This window comes from Cellulomonas sp. P22, from assembly GCF_044392165.1.
Genome location: NZ_JBISBW010000006.1, coordinates 278,343 through 303,603, shown reverse-complemented (window position 1 = coordinate 303,603; position 25,261 = coordinate 278,343). Strand labels below are relative to the sequence as shown.

The 25,261-nt window shown below is 74.9% G+C and carries 20 protein-coding genes; 16 read left to right on the top strand and 4 right to left on the bottom strand.

The features are described 5' to 3' along the window. The first annotated feature begins 69 nt into the window (after positions 1-69). Complete coding sequence (gene lhgO / locus ACGIF2_RS08015; protein WP_396045311.1) at positions 70-1,257, top strand: L-2-hydroxyglutarate oxidase; 1,188 nt, start codon at positions 70-72, stop codon at positions 1,255-1,257. A gap of 12 nt (positions 1,258-1,269) precedes the next feature. Here the strand turns inward: lhgO and ACGIF2_RS08010 are convergent, their stop codons facing one another. After that, the gene (locus tag ACGIF2_RS08010; RefSeq protein WP_396045309.1) at positions 1,270-2,127 is read right to left on the bottom strand and encodes a polysaccharide deacetylase family protein; all 858 of its coding nucleotides are present in this window, start codon (positions 2,125-2,127) and stop codon (positions 1,270-1,272) included. 53 nt (positions 2,128-2,180) lie between these two features. Beyond that, entirely contained in the window at positions 2,181-3,143 is a 963-nt protein-coding gene (locus ACGIF2_RS08005) for a glycosyltransferase (protein WP_396045307.1), read from the bottom strand. A gap of 266 nt (positions 3,144-3,409) precedes the next feature. Between ACGIF2_RS08005 and ACGIF2_RS08000 the strand changes: the two genes are divergently transcribed. The 15 genes from ACGIF2_RS08000 (at position 3,410) to ACGIF2_RS07930 (ending at position 22,519) form a co-directional block, all read left to right on the top strand. Continuing rightward, the gene (locus tag ACGIF2_RS08000) at positions 3,410-4,216 is read left to right on the top strand and encodes a glucose-1-phosphate cytidylyltransferase (RefSeq protein ID WP_396045305.1); all 807 of its coding nucleotides are present in this window, start codon (positions 3,410-3,412) and stop codon (positions 4,214-4,216) included. Further along, positions 4,216-5,244: an NAD-dependent epimerase/dehydratase family protein gene (locus ACGIF2_RS07995; protein WP_396045303.1), complete on the top strand. Its 1,029-nt coding sequence runs from the start codon at positions 4,216-4,218 to the stop codon at positions 5,242-5,244. The genes ACGIF2_RS08000 and ACGIF2_RS07995 overlap by 1 nt, the downstream gene beginning before the upstream one ends. Continuing rightward, positions 5,241-5,783, top strand: coding sequence for a dTDP-4-dehydrorhamnose 3,5-epimerase (gene rfbC, locus ACGIF2_RS07990; RefSeq protein ID WP_396045301.1), 543 nt, complete (start codon positions 5,241-5,243; stop codon positions 5,781-5,783). Before ACGIF2_RS07995 ends, rfbC begins: the two co-directional genes overlap by 4 nt. Then, entirely contained in the window at positions 5,780-7,075 is a 1,296-nt protein-coding gene (locus ACGIF2_RS07985; RefSeq protein WP_396045299.1) for an NAD(P)H-dependent oxidoreductase, read from the top strand. Before rfbC ends, ACGIF2_RS07985 begins: the two co-directional genes overlap by 4 nt. Then, complete coding sequence (locus ACGIF2_RS07980; RefSeq protein WP_396045297.1) at positions 7,072-8,184, top strand: glycoside hydrolase family 99-like domain-containing protein; 1,113 nt, start codon at positions 7,072-7,074, stop codon at positions 8,182-8,184. Before ACGIF2_RS07985 ends, ACGIF2_RS07980 begins: the two co-directional genes overlap by 4 nt. Next, positions 8,177-9,259, top strand: a complete 1,083-nt coding sequence (locus ACGIF2_RS07975) for a glycosyltransferase family 4 protein (protein WP_396045295.1) — start codon at positions 8,177-8,179, stop codon at positions 9,257-9,259. Before ACGIF2_RS07980 ends, ACGIF2_RS07975 begins: the two co-directional genes overlap by 8 nt. Beyond that, positions 9,256-10,464 carry a polysaccharide ABC transporter ATP-binding protein gene (locus tag ACGIF2_RS07970; protein WP_396045293.1) on the top strand — a complete coding sequence of 403 codons (1,209 nt, stop codon included), beginning with the start codon at positions 9,256-9,258 and terminating at the stop codon, positions 10,462-10,464. Before ACGIF2_RS07975 ends, ACGIF2_RS07970 begins: the two co-directional genes overlap by 4 nt. Before the next feature lie 4 nt (positions 10,465-10,468). Beyond that, a complete protein-coding gene (locus ACGIF2_RS07965; RefSeq protein ID WP_396045291.1) occupies positions 10,469-11,290 on the top strand; it encodes an ABC transporter permease in 822 nt (273 codons plus the stop codon). 1 nt (position 11,291) lies between these two features. Then, on the top strand, positions 11,292-14,606 hold the full coding sequence (locus tag ACGIF2_RS07960; protein WP_396045289.1) for a discoidin domain-containing protein: 3,315 nt from the start codon (positions 11,292-11,294) through the stop codon (positions 14,604-14,606). Between the two features lie 46 nt (positions 14,607-14,652). Next, positions 14,653-15,552 carry a glycosyltransferase family 2 protein gene (locus tag ACGIF2_RS07955; RefSeq protein WP_396045287.1) on the top strand — a complete coding sequence of 300 codons (900 nt, stop codon included), beginning with the start codon at positions 14,653-14,655 and terminating at the stop codon, positions 15,550-15,552. Next, complete coding sequence (locus ACGIF2_RS07950; protein WP_396045285.1) at positions 15,549-16,730, top strand: glycosyltransferase family 4 protein; 1,182 nt, start codon at positions 15,549-15,551, stop codon at positions 16,728-16,730. The genes ACGIF2_RS07955 and ACGIF2_RS07950 overlap by 4 nt, the downstream gene beginning before the upstream one ends. 80 nt (positions 16,731-16,810) lie before the next feature. Beyond that, entirely contained in the window at positions 16,811-18,907 is a 2,097-nt protein-coding gene (locus ACGIF2_RS07945) for a glycosyltransferase (RefSeq protein ID WP_396045283.1), read from the top strand. Further along, entirely contained in the window at positions 18,904-20,286 is a 1,383-nt protein-coding gene (locus ACGIF2_RS07940; RefSeq protein WP_396045281.1) for an O-antigen ligase family protein, read from the top strand. Before ACGIF2_RS07945 ends, ACGIF2_RS07940 begins: the two co-directional genes overlap by 4 nt. Continuing rightward, the gene (locus ACGIF2_RS07935; RefSeq protein WP_396045279.1) at positions 20,283-21,341 is read left to right on the top strand and encodes a glycosyltransferase family 4 protein; all 1,059 of its coding nucleotides are present in this window, start codon (positions 20,283-20,285) and stop codon (positions 21,339-21,341) included. The genes ACGIF2_RS07940 and ACGIF2_RS07935 overlap by 4 nt, the downstream gene beginning before the upstream one ends. Next, positions 21,338-22,519: a glycosyltransferase gene (locus ACGIF2_RS07930; RefSeq protein WP_396045277.1), complete on the top strand. Its 1,182-nt coding sequence runs from the start codon at positions 21,338-21,340 to the stop codon at positions 22,517-22,519. The genes ACGIF2_RS07935 and ACGIF2_RS07930 overlap by 4 nt, the downstream gene beginning before the upstream one ends. Here the strand turns inward: ACGIF2_RS07930 and ACGIF2_RS07925 are convergent. Further along, on the bottom strand, positions 22,476-23,660 hold the full coding sequence (locus tag ACGIF2_RS07925; RefSeq protein WP_396045275.1) for a glycosyltransferase: 1,185 nt from the start codon (positions 23,658-23,660) through the stop codon (positions 22,476-22,478). The two genes, ACGIF2_RS07930 and ACGIF2_RS07925, sit on opposite strands and share 44 nt — an antisense overlap. Next, a complete protein-coding gene (locus tag ACGIF2_RS07920) occupies positions 23,657-25,237 on the bottom strand; it encodes a hypothetical protein (RefSeq protein WP_396045273.1) in 1,581 nt (526 codons plus the stop codon). Before ACGIF2_RS07920 ends, ACGIF2_RS07925 begins: the two co-directional genes overlap by 4 nt. Positions 25,238-25,261 lie beyond the last annotated feature (24 nt).

Below are 25,261 nucleotides of genomic sequence, written 5' to 3'. Positions count from 1 at the left end.
CACGCCGATAGGGTCGTCGCATCCTCCTGACCTCCCGGCCCGGCCGGATCGACCCTCGGAGCGCACAGCATGAACCATGTCGTGGTCGTCGGTGCGGGCATCGTCGGGCTCGCGGTCGGGGCGCACCTCGCCGCGCGGGGCGACCGCGTGACCCTGGTCGACAAGGAGACGGGCGTCGCCCGGCACCAGACCGGACGCAACTCGGGGGTCATCCACTCGGGCCTGTACTACCCGCCCGGCAGCCTCAAGGCGACCATGAGCGCGGCGGGCTCGCGGTCGATGACGGCCTACGCACGCTCGCGCGGCATCCCGGTCGAGACCTGCGGCAAGCTCGTCGTCGCGACCGATGATCGCGAGCTGCCCGGGCTGCACCGCCTCGCGGACCGCGCGCGGGCCAACGGCATCGACGCCCGGCTCGTGAGCCCCGCCGAGGCCCGACGCTACGAGCCCCACGTGCGCACGGTCGGCGCGCTGCGGGTCGAGGGCACAGGCATCGTCGACTACCCCGGGGTGTGCCGGGCGCTCGTGGCGGACATCGAGTCCGCGGGGGGCGAGGTCAGGCTCGGCGAGCCGGTCGTCGCGATCCGCACCGCGGGCTCCCGCGCGCACGTGCGCACCGCACGCGCCGACCTCGAGGCCGATGCCGTCGTGGCGTGCGCGGGCCTGCACGCGGACCGGCTCGCGCACGCCTCGGGCATCGAGCCCGAGGCGCGGATCCTGCCGTTCCGGGGCGAGTACTTCGAGCTCGCCCCGCACGCGGCCGACCTCGTCAGGGGCCTCGTCTACCCGGTGCCCGACCCTCGCTTCCCGTTCCTGGGGGTGCACCTGACCCGCATGGTCGACGGCACCGTGCACGCAGGCCCCAACGCCGTGCTCGCCCTCGCGCGCGAGGGCTACACGTGGTCGACCGTCTCGACGCGCGACCTGGCCGACGCCGTGACCTGGCCCGGCCTGTGGCACCTCGCGCGGCACAACGTGGTGCCCGGCGCCGCCGAGGTGCTCCGCTCGCTCTCGGCCCGGGCGTTCGCGCGCAGCCTGGCCCGGCTGGTCCCGGCGCTCACGGTCGACGACCTGCGCCCTGCGCCCGCGGGCGTCCGCGCCCAGGCGATCCGGCGCGACGGGACGCTCGTCGACGACTTCCTGGTGCAGTCCGCCCCGCGCCAGGTGCACGTGCTCAACGCGCCCTCGCCCGCGGCGACAGCGGCGTTCGAGATCGCGCGGCACGTCGTGCGGCACCTCGACACGGTGCTGGCCTGACGCCCGGCGCACCTACGCCATGAGGTCGCGCAGCACCGTGCGGACCCGCGGGTACGCCGCGACGAGGTCGCCCGCGGTGCGGAACTCGTAGTCCGCCGCACCGTCGAGCACGCGCCGCAGCACCTCGGCGCGGTCGAAGCGGGGCAGCTCCTCGCCCTCGGCGGCCGTCTCGGGATCGGCGCGCACCACGTGCAGCAGCAGGATCCCGCCGGGGGTCAGCGCCGTCAGCGCACGTCGGGCGACCACCTCCTCGACGTCGTGCCGCCAGTCCTCGGCCCAGCCCGACCACAGCACGACGTCGAGCCCGAGCCGCGCCCAGCCGCGCAGCTGACCCGGGGTGTGCGCACCGTACGGCGGCCGGAACAGCACGACCTGCCGCCCGGCGAGCCGTTCGAGGCGTGCGCGCGCGTCAGCCACGAGCGCGACGGCCTCGGCGGTCGGCAGCACCGACAGCCTGCGGTGGTCGAGCCCGTGGAGCGCGAGCTCGTGGCCCTCGTCGACCATGCGGCGCACGAGGTCCGGACGAGCCTCGGCGGCCTCGGTGAGCACGAAGAACGTGGCGCGAACCCCGCGTGCCGCGAGCAGGTCGAGGACCGCGGGGGTGCCGACCGGGTCGGGTCCGTCGTCGAACGTGAGGGCGGCCACGCGCTGCTCGGTCGCGACGGCGACCGTGCACGTGAGCGGGCGCACGAGCCGCGCGAGCGGCTGCAGCGCGCGGCGGCGCGGGGGCACCAGGGGCGCCGCGAAGCTCCCGAGGTCGCGGCGCAGCACGATCCGGTCGGGCCGACGCCTCGACCGCGCCGCCCCCGTCGGCGCCGCGGGCGCGCCCTGCGACGCTCCGAGCGACCCGGCCTGCTGCGTGCCCGCCACGGCCCACCTCCCTTTCCGTCCGGCGCCGGCCCCGAGGGTGCGCGACGCGTCAGTCAGTGGCCGTGCGGGCCGCCCGGCACGGAGAGCATCGACACGGGGGCGGGCGAGAGCCCGAGCGAGAAGCCAGCCCGCCAGGCGGTCGACCAGCACAGGGCGTTCAGCCGGCCGCGGTCCCGCACACGCACCACCTCGGCCCCGAGCGCGACCAGCCGTGCCCCGCGGTGCGCGATCCGACCGGCACGCCCCGCCGCCGCCGGGGCGTCGGTCCCCGCGTCGCTCGGCGTCGCGCGGGCGGCGGCGACGTCGGCGAACCGCTGCATCAGCCACCGCTCGCCGATGCCGTACTGGTACCCCTGACGCACGGTGGCGCGCAGCCCCGACCGCAGGCGCACGTGCACCAGCGCGTCGGGCACGAACTCGAGCGGCATGCCGTGCAGACCGACACGCCAGCACAGGTCGGTGTCCTCGAGGCTCGGGGCGACCTCGTCGAAGCCGCCCACCTGGCGGAACACGTCAGCGCGGATGCCCATGTTCCCGGCGCCGGCGTGCCACAGGCCGGGCAGCAGCTTCGACGGCTGGAGCCCGGTCGTCTGCGGCAGCACGCGCGAGGCCACCACGGCGGGCGGGTTGAGCCGCTCGGCGTCGAGCCTGCCCGCGACGAACGGGCTCCGCAGGAGCGCCTGGTGCATGGCCTCGAGCCACCCGTCCGCGACCACGTCGTCGGCGTCGCAGAGCACGAGGCTGCGACCGCGGGCGACCCGGGCGCCCGCGTTGCGCGCGGCCCCTGCGCCTCGCCGGGACGAGGCGTCCACGACCCGCAGCACCGGGAGCCGGTCGGAGAACGCGAGCGCGGCCGCGACGGTGCCGTCGTGCGAGCCGTTGTCGGCCAGCACCACCTCCCAGCGGCACGTGGTGCGCTGCGCGGCGAGGGCCTCGAGCTGGTCAGGCAGGGTGTCGGCCGCGTCGTACGCGGCGATCACCACCGAAAGGTCCACGGCGTCGCCCGACATCTCCATCCCAGCGCCCCCTGCAGTCCTCGGGGTGGTCACCGACCCCGGACCGGAGCAGGTGCACGCCCGCTCCGCCATTGTGCACAGCCGGACCCCGCTCAGGCACCACGAACTGGACAAATCACCCGCGCGGCGTGTCGCAGACCCCGCCTCGCACTCGTCGGGCCGATGTCCACTTTTGTCCCGTCAGGCATGATTTGATAGTAATCCACCCGATACGCTCGACCCGACCCGTTGCGCCACCCACCGCCCCCCGCGTCCTTGGAGGCACCATGAGCGCCGACCCGTCCGACATCCCCGTGGTCATCCTGTGCGGCGGCATGGGCACCCGGCTCCGTGAGGCGAGCGAGAAGCTGCCGAAGCCTCTGGTCGACATCGGAGGGCGCCCGATCCTCTGGCACATCATGAAGACCTACGGCGAGCACGGCTTCCGGCGCTTCGTGCTCGCCCTGGGCTACAAGAGCGACCTGATCAAGCAGTACTTCCTCGGCTACCACCACCTCACCTCGGACTTCACCCTCCGGCTCGCCCGACCCGACGCCCCCGTGTTCCACACCACGTCGGGCAACGAGGACTGGGAGATCACGTTCGTGGAGACGGGGCTGACCACCGCCACCGCCGCCCGGCTGCGACGCCTCACCCCGCACCTGGACGCCGAGCGCTTCGCCCTGACGTACGGCGACGGCATCGGCGACGTCGACCTCACCGCGGGCCTCGCGCACCACCTGGCCCAGGGACGCCTCGGGACCCTGACCGGCGTGCACCCGTCGAGCCGCTACGGGGAGATGCGCGTCGAGGACGCGACGGTCCTGGAGTTCAACGAGAAGCCGACCCTCGCGGACGGCTGGGTCAACGGCGGCTTCTTCGTCTTCGAGCGCGAGTTCATCGACAAGTACGTCGACGACGACCCCGGCGTGATGCTCGAGAGCACGCCGCTGCAGCAGCTCGCCCGCGACCGCGAGCTGAGCGTGTACGAGCACGAGGGGTTCTGGATGGGCATGGACACGTTCCGCGACTGGACCGAGCTCAACAGCCTGTGGGACAGCGGCCGTGCGCCGTGGAAGACGTGGGAGGACTGATGCGCATCCTGGTCACCGGCAACGAGGGCTACCTCGGCAGCCTGCTCACCCCCACCCTGCTGGCCCGCGGCGACGAGGTCACGGGCCTCGACACGGGCTACTACCGCAACGGCTGGCTGTACCACGCGGGCGGCGAGCTGCCCCGCACGCTCGTCAAGGACGTCCGGGACGTCACGGTCGAGGACCTGGCCGGCCACGACGCCGTGGTCCACATGGCCGAGCTGTCGAACGACCCGATCGGCGACCTGATCGGCGACGTCACGGCCGACATCAACCACCACGGCTCGGTGCACCTCGCCCGCACGGCCCGGGCCGCCGGGGTCGAGCGGTTCGTGCACATGTCGTCGTGCAGCGTGTACGGCGTCGCCGAGGGCACCGTCGACGAGACGAGCCCGATCGACCCGCAGACGGCGTACGCCCGGTGCAAGGCGCTCGTCGAGCGCGACGTGGGAGCGCTCGCCGACGACGGCTTCAGCCCGACGTTCCTGCGCAACGCGACGGCGTTCGGCGCCTCGCCGCGGATGCGCTTCGACATCGTGCTCAACAACCTCGCGGGCCTCGCCTGGACGACCCACCGGATAGCGATGACGAGCGACGGGACGCCGTGGCGCCCGCTCGTGCACGGCCTCGACATCGCCAAGGCGATCCGCGCGGTCCTCGACGCCCCGCGCGAGGCCGTGCACGGGCAGGTCCTCAACGTGGGGAGCGAGCGCGAGAACCGCACGGTGCGCGACATCGCCGAGACCGTCGCGGCCGAGTTCCCGGGCTGCGCGGTGACGTTCGGGGCACCCGGGGCCGACAACCGCAGCTACCGGGTCGCGTTCGACCGGATCCGCACCGTCCTGCCCGGCTTCGACACCGACTGGGACGTCGCCGCCGGGGCCGCGCAGCTGCACCGCGTCTTCGAGGCCGTGGCCCTCGACGAGGAGACGTTCCGGGGTCGCGGGCACACGCGCCTGGCGCAGGTCGAGCACCTCCTCAAGACGGGCCAGGTCGACGCCGGGCTGTTCTGGACGGACGCGGCATGAGGTACACGCCGACCGCCGTCGACGGGGTGCTCGTGGTCGACCTCGAGCCGCACAGCGACGCCCGCGGCCTGTTCGCGCGCACGTTCGACGCGACCGAGTTCACCGCGCACGGGCTCGACGTGCCCGTCGTGCAGGCCAACGTCTCGTTCAACCACCGTGCGGGCACCCTGCGCGGGCTGCACCGCCAGGTGCCGCCGCACGCCGAGGGGAAGCTCGTGCGCTGCACGGCCGGGGCGGTCGTCGACGTCGCGGTCGACGTCCGCCCCGGCTCCCCCACCCACGGACGCCACGTCATGGTCGAGCTCAGCGCACGCAACCGCACCGCGCTGTTCGTGCCCGCGTACGTCGCGCACGGGTACCAGACCCTCGAGGACGCGACCGAGGTGGTCTACCAGGTCAGCGGCCCGTACGTGCCCGGCGCGGAGCAGGGCTTCCGGTACGACGACGAGGCGTTCGCCATCCCGTGGCCGCTGCCCGTGAGCATGATCTCGGACAAGGACGCGGCCTGGCCGCTCGTCACCGAGCAGGTGGCGCTGTGATCGTCGTCGACACCCTGCTGCAGGAGAGGCAGACCGACGGGCGGCCCGTGCGGGTCGCGATAGTCGGCGCGGGGTTCATGGGCCGCGGCCTGGTCAACCAGATCGTCAACTCGGTGCCCGGGATGCTCGTCACCGTCGTCGTGGCCCGGCGCACGGCGCAGGGGCTGCGCGCGTTCCACGAGGCAGGCGTCGAGGAGGTGCGCGACGTCGAGAGCCCTGCCGCGCTCGACCGTGCCGCGGCGGCGGGCGTCCCGGCCGTGACCGCGGACCACACCGTGGCGACCCGTTCGCACTCGGTCGACGTGGTGGTCGACGTGACGGGTGCCGTCGAGTTCGGCGCGCGCGTCGCGCTCGAGTGCTTCGCCCAGGGCAAGCACCTCGTGCTGATGAACGCCGAGGTGGACGCCACGGTGGGCGCCGTGCTCGCCCGGCGCGCCGAGGCCGCCGGCGTCGTGTACACGGGCTGCGACGGCGACCAGCCGGGCGTGCAGCTCAACCTCTACCGGTTCGTGCGCGGCATCGGGCTGACGCCGCTCGTCGCGGGCAACGTCAAGGGCCTGCAGGACCCGTACCGCACCCCGACCACGCAGCGCGCGTTCGCGCAGCGCTGGGGTCAGGACCCGCACATGGTCACGAGCTTCGCGGACGGCACCAAGATCAGCATCGAGCAGGCCGTCGTGGCCAACGCGACGGGCATGTCGGTGCACCGCCGGGGCATGCTCGGGCGTGACCACACGGGGCACGTGGACGAGCTGACGACGCGCTACGACGTGGACGAGCTGCGCGCGATGGGCGGCGCTGTCGACTACGTGGTCGGCGCGCAGCCGGGGCCCGGGGTCTACGTGCTCGCGACGCACGACGACCCCCGTCAGCGGCACTACCTCGACCTGTACAAGCTGGGTCCCGGGCCGTTGTACAGCTTCTACGCGCCGTACCACCTGTGCCACTTCGAGGTGCCGACCACGGTGGCCCGGGCCGCGCTGCTGGGCGACGCCACGATCCGGCCGTCGGGCGCCCCGAGCGTCGAGGTGGTCACGACCGCGAAGCGGGACCTCGCGGCCGGTGAGGTGCTCGACGGGCTCGGCGGGTACGACTACTACGGCCAGGCCGAGACGGCCGTGATCACCCGCCGCGAGCGCCTGCTGCCGGTCGGCGTCGCGGAGGGCTGCGTGCTTCGCCGACCGGTACCACGGGACGCCACCCTCACGTACGACGACGTGGACCTGCCCGCAGGGCGGCTGGTGGACCTGCTGCGGACCGAGCAGGCCTCGCTGCGGACGTTGCCCCGATGACCGGGCTCGCGGCACGGGCCGTCGCGTTCTACCTGCCGCAGTACCACCCGGTGCCGGAGAACGACGAGTGGTGGGGCGCGGGCTTCACGGAGTGGACCAACACCGCCCGCGCCCGTCCCCTGTTCCCCGGACACCGCCAGCCCACGCTGCCCGCCGACCTGGGGTTCTACGACCTGCGGCTGCCCGAGTCGCGCGCCGCGCAGAGCGCGCTCGCCCAGGAGTACGGCATCGAGGCGTTCGTGTACTGGCACTACTGGTTCGGGAACGGCTCACGCATGCTCGAGCGCCCGTTCGCGGAGGTGCTCAAGACCGGGGAGCCCGACATCTCGTTCTGCCTCGCGTGGGCGAACCAGACCTGGAGCGGGATCTGGCACGGCGCGTCCGACCGGGTGCTCAAGGAGCAGACCTACCCGGGGCCCGAGGACGAACGGGCCCACTTCGAGGCGGTGCTGCCCGCGTTCTGCGACGAGCGCTACCTGCGGGTCGACGACCGTCCGGTGTTCTACGTGTTCCGCCCCGAGGACCTGCCCGACCCGGCCGCGTTCGTGGACCGCTGGCAGGACATGGCCCGCCGGGCGGGGCTGCCCGGCCTGTACCTCGTGGCCGAGATCGCCGACCTGCTGGGCGGCGGACCGCGCTTCGTTGACGTCGACGCGGCGGGCTTCGACGCGGGGGCGTACATCCGCATGCCCGTCCAGGTGACCCGCGTGTCGCGGCTGCGCATGCGGGCCGGGCGCAAGCTGCTGCGCTGGCCCGAGATCTACCCGCACGCCGCGCAGCACCCGCAGCCCGCGCTGACCTCGCCCCGGATCCAGCCGAGCGTGTTCCCCAACTGGGACAACACCCCCCGCTCGGGGCGTCGCGGCCTCGCGATCACCGGGTCGAGCCCCGAGCTGTTCGCGGCGCACGTGCGCCAGGCCGTGGCCCCGCTCGCGGACCGGCCTGCGCAGGAGCGCTTCCTGTGGGTCAAGTCCTGGAACGAGTGGGCCGAGGGCAACCACCTCGAGCCCGACCTGCGCCACGGTCGGGGCTGGCTCGAGGCGCTGCGCGACGGCCTGACGCCCGTTGACCCGGCGCCCGCCCCGGTTCGTGGGGGTCGCGATGACTGAACCACCCCTGCGCATCGCGGTCGTCAGCTACTACCTGCCCTCGGGCAGCAAGATCGGGGTGGGCTTCCAGGCGCACGAGCTCGCGACCGAGCTGGTGCGCCGCGGGCACCACGTCGACATGGTCAGCGAGTGCCCCCCGGTGCCGGGGGCCACGTACGGGCACCGGCACGTCGAGCTGCACGGCGCGCTGCGCACGTTCCGCTTCGCGTTCGCGGTCCGGCGCCTCGACCTCACGTCCTACGACGTGCTGCACGCGCACGGCGACGACTACTGGCTGTGGCGCCGCCGGGTGGGGCTGCACGTGCGCACCGTGCACGGCTCGTGCTTCGAGGAGGCGCGCCGGATCCGCGGCGCCAAGGAGCGGCTGCGCATGGTCATGCTCGGCTGCAGCGAGGTGCTGGCCGCCCTGGTCGCCGACCGGACGGTCGTGGTCTCGCCCCGCACCCGGCACTGGGTGCCGCGCACCGACGCCGTCATCCCGAACGGGGTCGACGCGCGCCGCTTCCACCCCGGCTCCGGAGCGCGCACCGCGCATCCCGTGGTGCTGTTCGTGGGCACCTGGGGCGGCCGCAAGCGAGGTGCCGCGCTCGCGGCCGCCTTCACCGAGCACGTGCTGCCCCGGCACCCCGACGCCGAGCTGTGGATGGTCACCCGCGACGCCCCTGCCGAGCCCGGACCGGGGGTGCGGGTGCTGGGCGCGCTGACCGACGACGAGCTCGCGGACGTGTACCGCGCCGCGTGGGTGTTCTGCCTGCCGTCGTCCTACGAGGGCTTCGGCATCCCCTACGCCGAGGCCATGGCGTCGGGCCTGCCCGTGGTCGCCACGCCCAACGTCGGGGCGCGCTACGTGACCGACGAGGGCCGCGCGGGACTGCTGACCGACCTGGACGACCTGGGCCCGGCCCTCGCAGACCTGCTCGACGACGCCCCGCGCCGGGACGCGCTGGCCACCGCGGGGCTCGACCGCGCGAGCGCGTTCACCCTCGACCACGTCGTGGACCGCTACGAGGACCTGTTCCGCGAGCCCGCCCACCCGGCCCACCACCGCCCGGCCCACCAGGGGGACCACCGATGACGACCGCCGCGATCCAGGTCCGTGGCCTGTCCAAGCACTACCGGATCTCGCACGACGAGGACCGTCCGGCCACGGCGAGCGAGGCTGTGCTGCGCCGCCTGCGGCACCCGCTCACCCGGCAGGGCCACGAGCGGTTCACAGCGCTCGACCACCTCGACTTCGACATCGCGGCGGGCTCGGCCGTGGGCATCCTGGGTCGCAACGGCGCGGGCAAGAGCACCCTGCTCAAGCTGCTCACGCGGGTCGCGGCGCCGTCCGAGGGGCAGATCCGCCTGCACGGGCGGGTCGGGAGCCTGCTCGAGGTCGGCACCGGCTTCCACCCCGAGCTGACGGGCCGCGAGAACGTCTTCCTCAACGGCACGCTGCTGGGCATGCGGCGCTCGGAGATCCAGCGGCGCTTCGACGAGATCGTCGACTTCTCAGGTGTCGAGAAGTTCCTCGACACGCCCGTCAAGCGGTACTCGTCGGGCATGTACGTGCGGCTGGCGTTCGCGGTCGCGGCCCACCTCGACACCGAGATCCTCGCGATCGACGAGGTGCTCGCGGTGGGCGACGCGGAGTTCCAGGCCAAGTGCATCGACCGGATGCGGCGGGCCGCGGCCGACGGCCGCACCGTGCTGTACGTGAGCCACCAGGTGCAGACCGTCACGGCGCTGTGCAGCTCGGCGCTGTACCTCGAGAACGGGCGGCTGGTGCTGCAGGGCCCCGTCGACGAGGCGATCGAGCTGTACCAGACGAGCCGCGACCGGGCCCAGCTCGCCGCGACCGACATCGAGCGTCGCCCCGGCACCGGCGAGGTGCGCATCACGTCGGCCGCGATCTCGAGCCCGCTGTACCGCACGACCGAGGCGAAGACCCTCGAGCTCGTGGTCGGCGCGAACCCCGAGTTCGTGGGCCGCTACTTCGTCTCGTGCCACGTCAACGACCGGCACGGCACCACGATCCTGCAGTGCGACTCGCGGGTGGACGGCCTGTGGCTCGACGCCGCGACCGACCAGAAGGTCGCCCTGACGATCGGCTCGCCGTGGCTCAAGCCCGGGGAGTACTCGGTGGACCTGTTCGTGTGCAGCTCGGGGGTGCTCGACGCGTTCGAGAACGCCGCCCGCTTCGAGATCCACCCGGTGCTGCCCTACCCGAACGCGGTGTCAGACGAAGGGCTCGAGAACGGTCTCGTGCTCGCCGACTTCGGCTACGAGAGGCGCTGACCGGATGCCCCGCACGATCGTCGTCAACCCGCCCGGCCGCCTCCCGCTGCCCAGCCCCCGCGAGCTGTGGGAGGCCCGCGAGGTGCTGTGGGCCTTCGGGGTCCGTGACCTGCGCCTGCGCTATCGCCAGACCGCGCTCGGTGTCGTGTGGGTCGTGCTGCAGCCGCTGCTCAGCGCGGGCATCTTCTCGGTCGTCTTCGGGCGCATCGCCGACCTGCCGAGCGACGGGGTGCCGTACTTCGTGTTCAGCTTCGCGGGGATGCTGTGCTGGACGCTGTTCAGCGGGATCGTCACGCGCGCCGCGCCCTCGCTCGTGAACAACCAGGCCCTCGTGTCGAAGGTCTTCTTCCCGCGCGTGCTCGTGCCGCTGTCCTCGGTGATCTCGGTCGCCGTCGACGTGCTGGTGGCGGGCAGCATCATGGTCGTGATGCTCGCGGTCACGGGCATCTGGCCCGGTTGGCCGCTGCTGCTGCTCCCTCTGTGGATCGTGCTCGTGACGCTGCTCGCCGCCGGGGTGGGCCTCGCCGCGTCCGCGCTCATGGTCAGCTACCGCGACATCCAGTACGTGGTGCCGTTCGCGCTCCAGACGCTGCTGTACGCGAGCCCGCTCGCGTACTCGCTCTCGGCCGTGGACCCCAGCATCCGCTGGCTCTTCGACCTCAACCCGCTCACCTGGCTGCTCGAGGGGTTCCGGTGGTCGCTGCTCGGGCTGGCCCAACCGGCACCGTGGCAGATCGCCGCGGCGGTGGTCACGTGCGTCGGCGCCTTCGTCGCGGGGCTGCTGGTGTTCTCGAAGATGGAACGCGGCTTCGCGGACGTGATCTGACATGACGGACGAGCCGGCTCCCCCGCGGCGCGTGCGCGCCACGCGACGGCGACGCCTGCTGCTCGCGGGCGGCCTCGCGGTCGTGCTGGTCGCGGGCGTGGCGGTCGCGGGCGTCGTGGGCTGGCAGGTGGGCGGATCGGTGCCCGACGCGGGCGGGGGCGAGGGCGGGGGCAAGGCACCGGGCCCCGGCTCGTCGCGCAGCACCGCGGGCTCCGCGGCCACCTCGATCTGCGGGGTCGCGGACGTCGCGCGCTACTCGGCGCTCGCCGAGGCCGAGGCGGCACCCGTGGTGCAGACCCTGACGGACGACGTCTCGGGAGGCACGGGCACGGTGCCGCGCGCGCTCGTCGCCCAGGACGACGCGCTCGTGGCCCTCACGCTCGGCACGGACGACGAGGCGACGTTCACGTCGTGGGGCCCGGACGGCGACGTCCGGGACGAGTTCACAGCCGCCGCGGCTGACGGGTCGGACACGTTCGCGCTGACCCCGGACGGCGACGTGCTCACCACGGCGGGGACGCGTGACGGCACGAGCGTGCGCCGGTACTCCGCCGCGGGCGACGTCGAGCGCACGTACGACCTCGCGGGGATCGACCGGGGCACGGTCGTGGCGGTGGTCGGCTGGACCGCGGGCGACCGGGACACCGTCGCCACCGTCGCGTTCGACGGCTCCGACCAGCTCGCGCTGCTCGGGGCCGACGGCACCGTCGACCCGGGCGGACCCACGCTCGAGCGGGACGAGTACCCCGCGTTCTTCCCGCAGGAGGACGGCACGCTGTTCGTGCTGAGCGACTCCGACACGGACGCGATCAGCCTGCGCCGGTACGGGACCGACGGCGTGCTGCTCACCCGGTTCGAGGGCACGCTGCGCGAGACGTCCTCGAACGGTCGCGTCCAGTCGCTCGACCACCCGCGCGGCATCGCCCCCGGGCCCGACGGCGGGTTCCTGCTGGCCGGACCCACGTGGCGCCTGGTCGAGGTCGACGACACGGGCGTCCGGGGGCGGATCGCGCTCGCGGGCGAGGCGTCGTCGGGCCCCGTCCTGCACCTGGCCGACCTCAGCCCGTTCGTGCGCCACGGCGACACGTACTCGTGGTTCTCGTCCGAGGACGGCGAGGTCGCGCTCGAACAGGTCGACGTGGCGGGCATGGAGCAGCTGCTCGACGCGCCGGTGACCTGGGACATCAACCACGCCTCGACGATCGACCGGCTCGGCATCGGGGCGGGGGTCGTCACCGACGCGCCGTACGACTACTTCGCCGAGGGCAGCACCCCCGAGGTGTTCGTCGAGCTCGAGCCGTGGTGGGGTGCCGCGGCCGCCGAACGGTACGAGCTGCGCTACCGGGTGAGCGGCGACCCGTGGGCCGAGCCGCCCGTGGCGGCGACGTCGGGCACGCTCTCGATCCCCGAGGACGGCGGGCGGCTGCCCCTCACGCTGCCCGAGACGCGACCCGGGCCGTACGACGTGCACGTCGAGGTGGTCGACCGCACGAGCGGCGCGGCGCGGAGCGCGACGTGCCTGCGGTACGCGGTCGGCGCCCCGGGATCGACGTTCGACCCCGCCTCGCTCGCCGACGGCGCGGACTGGGGCGGTGCTGGTCCGTTGCGCAGCGTGCAGATCGCCGACCAGCTCGGCATCGGGTCGGCCCGCGTGCAGCTCAGCTTCGGCGACGTGGTGCCCGACGTGGACGCCGAGCCGTCGGTCGCGCACCTCGACCTCGACGCCCTGCCGGGGGCCGACGACGGTGACCCGTTCGCCGGGATCGGCGCCGCCGCCCGGCTCGCCGCGACGCGCGACGTGCAGCTCTACGTGCAGGTCGGGCAGGGCGGCGACGCCGAGCACCAGGCGGTCGAGGACGGCACGTGGGGCGCGTGGGTGGGCGCGATCGCCGCCGCGTTCGCGACAGGTGCCCCGGACGTGCACCTGTGGGCCCCGTGGAACGAGCCCAACAACACCGGCTTCGGGGACGGCGGCGACTACGCGCGCGACGTGCTGGCCCCGTTCGCGCGGGCCGTGCGTGGCGTCGACGACCAGGCGAAGGTGATCGGCGGCAACGCGCTCAACCTCGTGGTGCCCTGGTACCGCCAGGTCGTCGAGGCCGGCGGCTGCGAGTCCCTCGACGTCGTGGGCATCCACCCGTACACGGGCTACAACCGCTCGTGGGACGAGGAGGGCGCGGACGGCCCGATCGGGCAGCTCACCGAGCTCGCCGACGTGCTGGCCGACTGCGGGGAGGACCCGCCACCCGTGTGGGACACCGAGTCGGGCTGGTGGTCGGACGGCCCGGGCAACCACTGGGCCCAGGGGTACGACGTGGCCCGCACGCTGCTGTGGACGCGGGCGCTCGGCGTCCCCCAGTGGACGTACTTCTTCAGCGAGGGCGGCTGGGGCGAGGGCGGGTTCAGCTGGTCGCTCCTGCAGATCGACAGCTTCGTCAAGCCGGCGGCGCTCGCGATGTCGACGGTCTCGGCGCTGCTCGAGGGCCGCCCGCCGCCCGAGGTCGTCGAGACCACCGCGCCGGCCACGCACGTCATGCACATGGGGTCCCGCGCGGACGGGGACGACGAGCTCACCGCGGTGTGGACCGACGACCTCGTCACCTCGCTCGCTCTCACGGCCGACGCGGACACGACCGTGCGCGTCACCGACGTGTACGGCGCGACGCGTGACCTCGAGGCGGTCGCCGGAGAGCCCGTCGCGCTGCCGGTCAGCGGCGCCCCGGTCTTCCTCGCCGCCCCCACGGGCGTGCGTCTGGACCTCGCGCCGGACGAGCCGACGGGCCCCGACGTGCTGGTCGGCGGACGCGCGAGCGCGAGCTCGACGTGGGAGGGCACCGACCCTGCCGACGTGCTGCTGTCGGGGGGCGCCGGGACGAACCCGTGGCGCGCGGACGTGCGTCGCAGCGACGGCACGCTCGACCTCACGCCCTGGCTCCAGGTGGACCTCGCCGCACCGACCACGATCGACCGGGTCGTGGTCGAGAGCGCGGGCCTGCGCTGCTGCACGTCGGCGCTGCGGGACTACACCGTGCGCGTGCAGACCACCGACGGCGCCTGGCACGACGTCGGCACCCGCACCGACCTGTTCTACGAGCGCACGTCCGAGGTGCGCTTCGACCCCGTCGAGGTGCTCGCGGTGCAGGTCCAGGTGCCCTCGACCCGCGAGCGCGGGGTGCAGGTGCCCCGCCTGAACTACTCGGGGCAGACCGCGGGGCTGCACCCCGCGTGGTCTCCCGTGGTGCCCGACACCAGCTGGCCGGCCTCGCTCGTGTCGCTCGCGGCCTACGCCCCCGGACCGACCGCCCTCGGTCCCTGACCCACCCCGGTTCCCGACCTCTCTCCCGACGGCGACAGGACGAACGATGGCAGCGACGGCAAGCCCACGGGCGACGGTCGGGGTGCCCGTGTACAACGGCGAGCGCTACCTCGCGCAGGCGCTCGACGCTGTGCGCACGCAGGACGAGGCCGACCTCGACATCGTGATCTCGGACAACGGCTCGACCGACGCCACCGAGGAGATCTGCCGCGCGGCGGCCCGCGCCGACCCGCGGGTGCGCTACGTCCGGCACCCCACCAACCGCGGTGGGGCGTGGAACTTCAACCACGTCCTCGCGCTCGCGCGGGCGCCGTACTTCACGTGGGCAGCGGCCGACGACGTGCGCCGCCCCGCGTTCGTGCGCCGCTGCCTCGAGGTGTTCGCCGACGCGGACCCGGCCACGGTGCTGGTGTACCCCCGCACCCAGATCATCGACGGCCAGGGCGCACTCACCGAGGACCTCAACGACACCGACCTCGCGTGCGACGAACCGACCCCGCACGAGCGCATGGCGCACTTCCTGCGCGCGCAGGCCGCGCACATCTTCTACGGGCTGCACCGCACCGAGGTGCTGCGCAGCACCCGCGGGATCCGCCCCACGGTCGGCAACGACATGGTCGTGCTGACCGAGCTCGCGTGCCGCGGACCGTTCGCCCTGGTCCCCGAGCAGCTGTTCTGGCAGCGCCGGCACAGCGAGCAGTTCTCGGTGCGGCGCGCGGGGCAGGTGGCCTGGCACGCGCCGTCCGCGTCGGTGCGCTTCGCGTTCCCGCACACCCAGGTGAGCTGGGAGCTGTGCACCGCCGTGACGTCGTCGCCCATCCCCCGCGCCGAGAAGGCCCGCTGCCTCGCGACAGTTCCGGTCGCGTGGACGATCCCGCGCTGGCGAGGGCCGGCGTCCGACGTCCGGACGGCCCTGGGGGTCCGGCCGCGTGGCGGTGCCCGATGACGCCCGCGGCGCGGGGTGCGGCACCGGGTGCGGCGTCCGGTGCGCGCGGCGACGTGCACGTGCTGACCCCGGGCGACCACTTCTCGCCGCGCACGGGCTCGGCGATCCCCACGGTGGTCGACGGGCTGTGCCGGGCCGCGCCGCCGGACGCGCCGCGGCCCCGCGCCGTCGTCGCCCTCGGCACCTACCCCGAGCGGTACGCGAGCGCCGAGGTGCTGACCTACCGGCCGGCCGCGGCCCGCTCGTGGGACCGCTACGTCGACCTGGCCCTGGCCCGCACCGCCCTGCCCCGTCCCGGCGCCCGCCGCACGCTGCGTCCCACGCTCACCGACCAGGCGGCGTGGCCCCCTGCGGTCGTGCTGGCCCACAACGCCCCGCAGCTCGTGCCCCTCGTGGCCGATCGGCACCGCGCTGTGCTCTACGCCCACAACCTGCTGCTGCGCACGTACTCCCGGCGCGAGGTCGCGCGGGTGCTGTCCCGGGTCGCGGCGATCGTGTGCGTGAGCGAGTCGCTCGCCGAGCAGACCCGCCCGTACCTGCCGCCGGGACTCGCGGCCCGGCTGCGCGTGGTGCGCAACGGGGTCGACGTCGAGCAGTTCCATCCGCGGGGCGACCCGGCCCGGGGTGATCGGCTGCGCGTCACGTTCGTGGGCCGGCTGATCCGCGACAAGGGCGCGGACGTGCTGCTCGACGCCGTCGCGCTGCTGGGCCGGTCGGACGTGTGCGTGCGGGTGGTCGGCAGCCAGAACTTCGACGCGGGGGCTGCCCCGTCGCCGTACGTGCGCGAGCTGCACGCGCGAGCGGCGGCGCTCGGCGACCGGGTGAGCCTCGAGCCGTTCGTGCCGCGCGCCCAGGTAGCCCAGGTCTACCGGGAGTCCGACGTGGTGGTGGTCCCCTCGCGGTGGGCCGAGCCGTTCGCGCTGACCGTGATGGAGGGCATGGCGAGCGGCGTGCCGGTGGTCGCGAGCGCGGTGGGTGGCATCCCCGAGGTCATGGGATCGGCAGGCGTGCAGGTGCGGCCCGACGACCCGCAGGACCTGGCCGACGCGCTCGACGCGCTCGCGTCGGACGAGGCGCTGCGGCGGCGGCTCGGTGCCGAGGCGCGGGCGTGGGCGCAGGGCCACGACTGGCGGTGGGCCCGGACGCGGCTCGACGCCGTGCTCGCGGGGCTCGGATGATCCGCGCGACGGCGGGGCTCCCGGGACGACGGGTCGACCCGACCTCGCTCGCCGTGCCCGATCTGGGGCAGTATGTCCGCATGCGCGTGCTACGGATCTCCCACAGCTCCGTGGTCGGCGAGTGGCGTCGCCGCGAGCGCGCGATCCGTTCCCACGGTGTGGACGTCCGCCTGCTCACGGCCCGCCGGTGGGACGAGGGCGGGCAGCGGGTGAGCCTCGACCCGGCACCGGGCGAGCACGTGCAGGGCGTCCGCACGGTCGGCACCCACCCCAACCTGTTCGTGTACGACCCGGTCGCGCTGTGGCGCGCCCTCGGCGAGGGATGGGACGTGGTCGACGTCCACGAGGAGCCGTACTCGCTCGCCACAGCCGAGGTGCTCGCGCTGCTGGCCCTGCGGCGCGCGCGACGCACCCCCGTGGTGCTGTACTCCGCGCAGAACATCGCCAAACGGTTCCCCCCGCCGTTCGGGTGGCTCGAACGGCGGGCCCTGCGCCGTGCCGCGGCCGTCGCGGTGTGCAACGCCGAGGCCGGACGCATCGTGCGGGCCCGGGGGCTGACCGGGCCTGCGCGCCTCATCGGGCTGGGGGTGGACCTGGGCCGGTTCGCCCCGGCTCCGACGGACGGGCTCGCACCCGACCCCGCGGGCGAGGGCGTCGACGTGCTGCGCGTCGGCTACGTCGGGCGTCTCGCGGCCCACAAGGGTGTCGACGTGCTGCTCGAGGCCGCGGCCCGCGACCCCCGCCTGCACGTCCGGGTAGCCGGTGGTGGCCCCGACGCCGCGGCCCTGCGGACCCGCGCGGAGCAGCCCGACCTCGCGGGACGCGTCCAGCTCCTCGGGCCCCTCGACCAGGAGGCGCTCACCGCGTTCTACCGCGAGCTCGACGTGCTGGCCGTGCCGTCGGTGCCCACCGCCGGCTGGCGCGAGCAGTTCTGCCGGGTCGCGGTCGAGGCCATGGCGAGCGGCTGCGTCGTCGTCGCCTCGGACACGGGGGCCCTGCCCGACGTGGTGGGCGACGCGGGCGTGCTCGTGCCCCCGCGCGACGTCGCGGCGCTCGGGGCCGCCCTCGGTGCGCTGCACGGCGACCCGGCCCGCCGGGACGAGCTGCGCGCACGGGGCCTCGCACGTGCCCGCGCCTTCTCGTGGGAGCGGATCGGCGAGCAGTACGTCGAGCTGTACCGCGAGGTGGCAGCGGGTCACGCCTCGGCCTCCGCACCCCCGGCCTCCGCCCCATCCCCGGCCCGCACGAGCCCGCAGGTTTCGGTGCCGGTGCCCGACGTCGTGGTCGTGGCGTACGGTGCCCCGGACCTGCTGGCCCGCTGCCTCGAACGGCTGGGCCCGACGCTGCCGGTGGTGGTGGTCGACAACTCGAGCGACCCCGACGTCCGGGAGGTCGTGGACCGCGCGGGCGCGGACTACGTCGACCCCGGCCGCAACCTCGGGTTCGCGCGGGCCGTGAACCTGGCGGTCGCGCGGCGCGACCGGACCGACACCGACGTGCTGCTGCTCAACCCCGACGCGGCCATCGACGCCGCGGGGATCCGCGAGCTCCAGCACGCGCTGCACGCCGAGCCCGACGTCGCCGCGGTCGCCCCCGCGCAGCGCGACGACACGGGCACCGACGCCCAGGTGATGTGGCCGTTCCCGTCCCCGCGCGGGGCCTGGCTGCAGGCCGTGGGGCTCGCGCGGCTGCACCGCGGTGCCCCGTTCGCGATCGGCTCGGTGCTGCTGCTGCGGGGCGCGGCCCTCACCGACGTCGGCGCGCTCGACGAGGACTTCTTCCTGTACAGCGAGGAGACCGACTGGCAGTACCGCGCGCACCACGCGGGCTGGCGTGCGGAGGCGGTCCCCGCCGTCGTCGCGACCCATGTCGGCGGCGGCACGAGCACCGACCCGCTGCGCCGCGAGACGCACTTCCACGCGTCGCAGGAGCGCTACCTGCGCAAGCACTTCGGCGCCCACGGGTGGACGGCTGCGCGCACCGCCGTCGTGCTGGGCGGCGTGGCCCGGGGCGTGGTGCTGCCGGGCGCCCGCGGGCGCGAGGCCCGTCGCCGCGTGCGGCTCTACGTGCGCGGGCCCCTGCGCGCCGAGGCCACGCTCCCGGAGCCCCGCGACCGCCCGGTCCGGCCCGATGCCACGGAACCACGCGATCTCACCGACGGGACGGCCGACGCATGAGCACCAGCACGAGCTCCGACCAGCGCCTCGAGCCCGAGGCCCGCACGGCCGAACCGTCGTTCGCGGGGCACGGCGCCCGGATCGGGAGGCACGTGCTGGCCGTGGTGGCGGTCCTGGTCCTCGGGCTCGGGGTCACGGTCCTCACCTCGGCCCGGCCTGCCCTGGTGCTCGTGGTCGGCGGCGTCGCGCTGACCGTGGGGCTCACGCTGCGGCAGCCCGCGCTGGTCCCGGCGCTCGCGATGCCCGCGATGGTCCTCGTCAACCGGGTCGTCGGGGGCGACGGCGTCCTGTCGATCTCCGACCTCGTGCTGTTCCTGGCCTTCTGGCCGGCGTTGCTCCTCGGTGCGCGGCCGTTCAGCCCGGCGCTGCGCTCGCTGCTGTGGGCCTCGGCGGTCTACCAGGCGCTGACGCTCTTCACCGTGATCGTGAACCCCTACGCCGCGAACACCGTCGAGTGGTTCCACGCGTGGCTGCTCGTCTCCGGCGCGCTCGTGGTCGGCTGGGCCGTCGGTGCCGGTGGGCACGCGCGCCTCGGCCTGGGGCTGCTCGTGGGGGTCGCCGCGTGCGTGGCGGTGCTCGCGTGCGTCGTATGGGTGGGCGAGGCCGTCCAGGGCCGGTTCGGTCCGGTGTACCTCGAAGAGCCGCTGCTCATGCACAAGAACTACCTGGGCGGCCTGCTCGCGTTCGCCGCGGTGGTCGTCTACGTACGACCGACGTGGTTGCGCTGGGACGACGCGGTCTGCCTCGCGCTGTTCGCGCTGTTCGTGCTCGGCATCCTCGCCTCGCAGTCGCGTCAGGCGATGCTCGGGCTGGCCGTGGCGGTGACAGTCGTCGCGCTGCGTCCCGACCCCCACCGACGCAGGTCACGCGTGGTGCTGGTCGCGGTCGTGGCCGCCACCGTGGCCGTCCTCTCGCTCGTCCGCGACCAGATCGCCTCGGGTGACGTGCACAACTCGGCCAACCAGCGGCTCGCCTGGTTCGAGCAGTCGATCGCGATCTGGCAGCACGACCCGCTCTTCGGCGCGGGGCTGCGGTGGTGGTACACCGACCGGTTCCCCGAGCGCTTCCAACCGCCCAACGCCGAGTTCGAGGTGCTCTCGTCCGCGGGCGTCGTGGGGCTCGTCGGCTTCGTGCTGCTGGTGGTGGTCGCGCTCGTGGTGCTGTGGCGGGTCGACCCGCAGTTCGGCACGCTGGCCTTCGCGATCGTGCTCATGCGGGTCGTGCAGGGCCAGTTCGACCTGTTCTGGGTCGCCGCCCAGGTCTCGATCCCGTTCGCCGTCGCGGGGGTGTGCCTCGGCGCGCAGGCCTTCGCCGCGCAGCACCCGCCCCGGTCGCACGGTCTCGCGCTCCCCGAGCCCGAGCAGGTCCGGGGCCGATGAGCCCGGGCACCGAGGTGGTGCACGTCGTGTGCACCGAGGCGTTCGCGGGGGTCGAGCGGTACGTGGCGACGCTGGCGCGGGTCCAGGACGCGCAGGGCTCCCGGGTGCGGGTGCTGGGCGGCGACGGCCCGCGCATGCGCGCCGAGCTGGCCGGGTCGGGCGTGCACTGGTCGCCCGCGGGCACCCCGTGGCAGGCGGCTCACGCCCTGACGAGGCTGCGCGACGTGCGGGTCGTGCACGCGCACATGACGGCGGCCGAGACCGCCGCTGTGCTCGCCGCCCGTGCCCCCGTGGTGGCCACCCGGCACTTCGCGAGCACGCGCGGCTCGAGCACCCCGGCCCGGGCCGTCGGGCGGCTCGTGAGCGCGCGCATCGCGGGCCAGGTCGCGATCAGCGCCTACGTGGCGGCGCGCGTGGAGGGAGCGTCGACCGTGATCCACCCGGGGGTGCCGGACCAGGCCGTCACCTCGAGCGGACGACGCCCCGTGGTGCTCGTCGCCCAGCGCCTCGAGGCCGAGAAGCGGACCGACCTCGCCCTGCGCATCTGGGCGGCCTCGGGCCTGGCCGGGCGGGGTTGGCGGCTGCAGGTCGCCGGCTCGGGGGCCCGGCTGGCCGAGCTGCGCGACCTCGCCGAGGCCCTCGACGTCTCCGCGTCCTGCGACTTCCTGGGTGCACGGACGGACGTCGGGCGACTCATGGCGCACGCGGCGATCTTCCTCGCCCCGCGCCCCGACGAGCCGTACGGGCTCTCGGTCGTCGAAGCGATGGCGCACGCGACGCCCGTGGTCGCGTCGGACGGGGGCGGGCACGTCGAGACCGTCGGGCTCTGCCCGGACGCGGTGCTGGTGCGCGCCGAGGCGGTCGCCGAGGCCGGCGGGCAGCTCGCCGCCCTCGCCGCCGACGCCACGCGCCGGGCGGGGTACGGGGCGGCGCTGCGCGAGCTGCAGCGTCGCCTGTTCACGGTCGAGGCGCACGCGTCGCGGCTCGAGGAGGTGTACCGCGGGGTCGTCGCGCGGGGCCGCGGCGCGGCACCCGTCCCGGACGGCGCCCGATGACGGCGCCCCCGGCACCCTCCGGTCTCGACCTCGTCGTGGTGTCGCTCGAGGCGTGGGACGAGGTGTGGCGACGCAACCAGCACCTGCTCGCCGGTCTGCTCGCGGCCGACCCCACGCTGCGGGTGCTGTTCGTCGAGCCGCCCGCCGACCCGGTGCACGACGTCCGGCGGGGCGTGCGCCCCGGTCGGGGCCGTCGGGTCCGTCCGGTCGGCACCGACGAGGGCGGCTCGCCGGGCAGGCTGTGGGCGCTGCGCCCGACGAAGTGGCTGCCGCGCCGGCTCGACCCCCGGGGCGACGTGCGACGGGCCCGGGCGGTGCGGGCCGTCGCCGCGGGCCTCGGCATGCACGCGCCCGCGCTCTGGGTCAACGACCCCGCGGGCGCCACCGTGCTGCGCACCACGGGCTGGCCCGCGCTGTACGACGTGACGGACGACTGGCTGCACGCGGCCCGCAGCCCCCGCGAACGCGCGGCCCTGCTGGCCCACGAGCAGCTGCTGCTGGAGCGCTGCGCCGAGGTGGTCGTGTGCTCGCCGGCCCTGGCCGCCACCAAGGGCGCCACCCGGCCGGTCACGCTCGTGCCCAACGGGGTCGACGTGGCTGCCTACAGTGCGCCGAACCCGCGACCGGCCGACCTGCCTCCCGGCCCGTGCGTGGTGTACGTGGGCACGCTGCACCCCGACCGCACCGACGTGGGGCTGTGCGCGCGGCTGGCCGAGCGGCTCGAGCGCGACGGCGCCGGCACGCTCGTGCTCGTGGGGCCGGCGCTGCTGCCCGCGGCCGATCTCGCCCGGCTCACCCGGGCCGGGGTCTACCTGACCGGGCCCCGACCCGCGGCCCAGGTGCCGGGCTACCTGCAGCACGCCGACGTGCTCGTGGTCCCGCACGTCGTGGACGACTTCACGGGGTCGCTCGACCCGCTCAAGCTCTACGAGTACCTCGCCGCAGGTCGCCCGGTCGTGAGCACCCCCGTCGCGGGGTTCCGTGACCAGCCACCCGGCCTGGTCCGCGTGGCCGACGCTGCTGCGCTGCCCGCCGCGGTGGTCGAGGTGCTGCGCGGCGACGCCCCCGGCGCCGGCACCGACCGACCCGAGGTGCCGGGCTGGGACGAGCGGGCGGTCGCGATGGGCCTCGTGCTCAGCCGCGTCGCCGCGAGCCGAGCAGCTCCCACACCCGTGTGACCTGCTCGGCTGTGCGCCCGATGCCGAAGCGCTCGCCGACGTCCGCCCAGGCGGCCCGCGACCGGTCGCGGGCCGTCACCGGGTCGAGCAGGATCTGGTCGACGGCGTGCGTCAGCCCGTCCACGTCACGGGGCTCCACCAGCGTGCACCACGCCGTCCCGTCGCGCGCGTAGGCGATCTCCTCGATGCCGCCGCCACGGGTCGCGACGACGGGCACACCCCGGGCCAGGCCCTCGGCGACGACCTGACCGAACGGCTCGGGCACGGGCGAGGCGTGCACGAGCACGCTGAGCCCGTCCATCTCGCGCGCCGGGTCCCCGCTCCACCCGGCGAGCTCGAGCCGGTCGCCCAGGTCGAGCCGCTGCGCGAGCGCACGCACCTGCCGCTCGTAGCCGACCTCGTCGAACAGCGCCTCCCCCACCACCCGGAAACGCACAGTGGGGTGCCGGGCCGCGAGCGCCGCGCAGGCCCGCACGAACTCGAGCTGACCCTTGGTGGGGCTCACCCGGCCGACGAGCCCCACCACGGCCGGCTCGGGGTCGGGGCGCGCGTCCGGGTCGGCCACGAGCTGGTCCGGGGCCAGCCCGGGGTGCGCCAGGGTCCAGCCCTGCCGCAGCGGCAGCAGCGTCGAGGCCGTCGCCCGCGAGTTGACGACCACGTGCGCGGGCCCGTGCCGGGCGGTCCAGCGCAGCGCGCGGGCGAGCCCCGCGGGCAGGTAGTCCGAGCTGATCCTGTCGTGCACGTGCCACACCAGGGGCCGGCGGGCCCAGCGGGCCGCGGGCAGGGCGAGCAGGTCGGCCTTGAGCGACGTCGCGTGGACCACGTCCGCGTCGACCTCACGCAGGAGCCGCGCGAGCCGGACCACGAAGGGCAGGGTCGCGACCGCCGACCCCACGGCGCGCAGGGCCGAGCGGCCCGCGGCGTGCCGGTCGGTCGTGGCGATCGAGCGTGCGAGCGGCAGCACGCGCACGTCGACGCCCGTCGCCCGCAGCCGGGCCACGAGCGGCCCTTCGGCGAACAGCACCACGACGACCTGCACGCGCTCGGGGTCGAGCGCCGCGCAGAGCCGGACGAGCGCGAGCTCCGCACCGCCGAGCTGGGCGGTGTGGTCCAGCACCACGACCCGGACGGGTCGGTTCACGGGGTGTCCAGCAGCACCGTGTCCCGGGTCTGCCCCGCGGCCTCGCCGGTGGCGGCCGGCGCGGAGGGTCGCGGCGAGTCGCCCGTGAAGCGGTACGTCGCGGCGTACGCCGACCTGCGGCCGCGGCCGCCGGCCTCGAGCACCACCCCGAGCAGCCGGGCGTTCGCGGCCCGCAGCCGGTCGGCCGACTCCTCGAGGGCGCCGATCTCGGTCTGCCCCGCGGTGACAGCGAGCAGCACCCCGTCCGCGTAGGCGCCGACGATCGTCGCGTCGGCGGCGACCAGCATCGGAGGCGCGTCGATGATGACCACGTCGGCCTCGCCGCGCAGCCGCTCGACGAGCAGGCGCACGGCGTCGCTCGCGAGGTAGTCCGCAGGGTCGAGCTCGGTCCGCAGCGCCGGGAGCACGCTGAGGTACGGGATGTGCGTGGGCACCGGGTGGTGCAGCTCGGCGCCGTCACCGGAGAGTGCGTCGGGGTCGAGCACGCCCGGGGTGGCGGGCAGCAGCGCGTTGAGGCGCGGCTGGCGCAGGTCGCCCGAGAGCGCGATGACACGTCGGCCGCTCAGCGCCCACGAGGCCGCGAGGTTCGCCGCGATGAAGCTGCGCGGCGCCTCGAGCCCTGCGGCGGTCACCACGATGACGGCGCCCCGGCTGCCGTCGACCGCGGCCTGGACCGCGGTCCGCAGCTCGCGCACCGACTGCGTGTACGGCGTCGCGGCACGGATCGCGACCGGGAGGTCACCCGTGTGGGCATGCGTGCGGTGCGCCGCGGCGGTGCCGCTCAGCCGGGCCAGCACGGGCGCACCGGCGGCACGGCGCGCCGCGGTCGTGGTGCGCACCTTGGTGTCGAGCGCCCGCCGGGCGACCGCGAGACCGATGCCGAGCAGCAGGCCACCGAGCAGGGCGAGGACGTAGACGAGCGAGGGGGGTGTGCTCGTGAGCTTCGCCGCCGTGGCGTTCTGCCGCACAGCGGCGGGCGACGCGAGCAGCTGGGCCTGCACGAGCTGCGCGGAGAGCGTCTCGTACTGGTCCATGGCCGCGGCGTACTGCGCCTCGAGCAGCCCGTCGGCGGTTTCCGCCGCCCGCGTGGCGTTGATCGCACCCTGGCGCTGCGCGATCGACTCACCGAGGGCGTCGAGCCGGGCCTGCATGGCCGCGACCCCGGCGTCGTACTGCGTCTGCAGCGTGGCCACGTACGCGCCGGCCGAGGCGTTGGCGACCTCGATGGCCTGCGACGGGTCGCTGCTCGAGGCCTCGACGCCGATCCGGTCGGTGACGTCGGGCAGGTACTCGCCCGTCACGGTCTCGGCGATGACGGACGCGCGCGGCGTGTACCCGAGGGCGGCCGCCGCGGCGGAGGTGACCGCGGGGCTCGTGACGAGGCTGGGGTCGCTGTCGATCCGCACCCCGGCCGCCGAGATCGTCTCGGCGTCGACGAGCTGCACGACGGCGGTGGCCACATGCTCCGGCACCTGCCGGGACAGGTACCACCACGCCCCCGCGAGCGCCGCGGCGACCGAGACGAGCACGAGCCACCGGCTGAACCAGACGGTCCTGAAGAGCTCTTGAAGTGTCATGGGGCACCTTTCTCCGACGGCACG

Bases quoted from the DNA above. Each gene is read 5' to 3' on its own strand.
- ACGIF2_RS07975 (WP_396045295.1), top strand. From the start codon at position 8,177: ATGACTGAACCACCCCTGCGCATCGCGGTCGTCAGCTACTACCTGCCC.
- ACGIF2_RS07935 (WP_396045279.1), top strand. From the start codon at position 20,283: ATGAGCCCGGGCACCGAGGTGGTGCACGTCGTGTGCACCGAGGCGTTC.
- rfbC (WP_396045301.1), top strand. From the start codon at position 5,241: ATGAGGTACACGCCGACCGCCGTCGACGGGGTGCTCGTGGTCGACCTC.
- ACGIF2_RS07960 (WP_396045289.1), top strand. From the start codon at position 11,292: ATGACGGACGAGCCGGCTCCCCCGCGGCGCGTGCGCGCCACGCGACGG.
- ACGIF2_RS07995 (WP_396045303.1), top strand. From the start codon at position 4,216: ATGCGCATCCTGGTCACCGGCAACGAGGGCTACCTCGGCAGCCTGCTC.
- ACGIF2_RS07940 (WP_396045281.1), top strand. From the start codon at position 18,904: ATGAGCACCAGCACGAGCTCCGACCAGCGCCTCGAGCCCGAGGCCCGC.
- ACGIF2_RS07970 (WP_396045293.1), top strand. From the start codon at position 9,256: ATGACGACCGCCGCGATCCAGGTCCGTGGCCTGTCCAAGCACTACCGG.
- ACGIF2_RS08000 (WP_396045305.1), top strand. From the start codon at position 3,410: ATGAGCGCCGACCCGTCCGACATCCCCGTGGTCATCCTGTGCGGCGGC.
- ACGIF2_RS07930 (WP_396045277.1), top strand. From the start codon at position 21,338: ATGACGGCGCCCCCGGCACCCTCCGGTCTCGACCTCGTCGTGGTGTCG.
- ACGIF2_RS07955 (WP_396045287.1), top strand. From the start codon at position 14,653: ATGGCAGCGACGGCAAGCCCACGGGCGACGGTCGGGGTGCCCGTGTAC.
- ACGIF2_RS07965 (WP_396045291.1), top strand. From the start codon at position 10,469: ATGCCCCGCACGATCGTCGTCAACCCGCCCGGCCGCCTCCCGCTGCCC.
- ACGIF2_RS07950 (WP_396045285.1), top strand. From the start codon at position 15,549: ATGACGCCCGCGGCGCGGGGTGCGGCACCGGGTGCGGCGTCCGGTGCG.
- ACGIF2_RS07920 (WP_396045273.1), bottom strand. From the start codon at position 25,237: ATGACACTTCAAGAGCTCTTCAGGACCGTCTGGTTCAGCCGGTGGCTC.
- ACGIF2_RS07945 (WP_396045283.1), top strand. From the start codon at position 16,811: ATGCGCGTGCTACGGATCTCCCACAGCTCCGTGGTCGGCGAGTGGCGT.
- ACGIF2_RS07980 (WP_396045297.1), top strand. From the start codon at position 7,072: ATGACCGGGCTCGCGGCACGGGCCGTCGCGTTCTACCTGCCGCAGTAC.
- ACGIF2_RS08005 (WP_396045307.1), bottom strand. From the start codon at position 3,143: ATGGAGATGTCGGGCGACGCCGTGGACCTTTCGGTGGTGATCGCCGCG.
- lhgO (WP_396045311.1), top strand. From the start codon at position 70: ATGAACCATGTCGTGGTCGTCGGTGCGGGCATCGTCGGGCTCGCGGTC.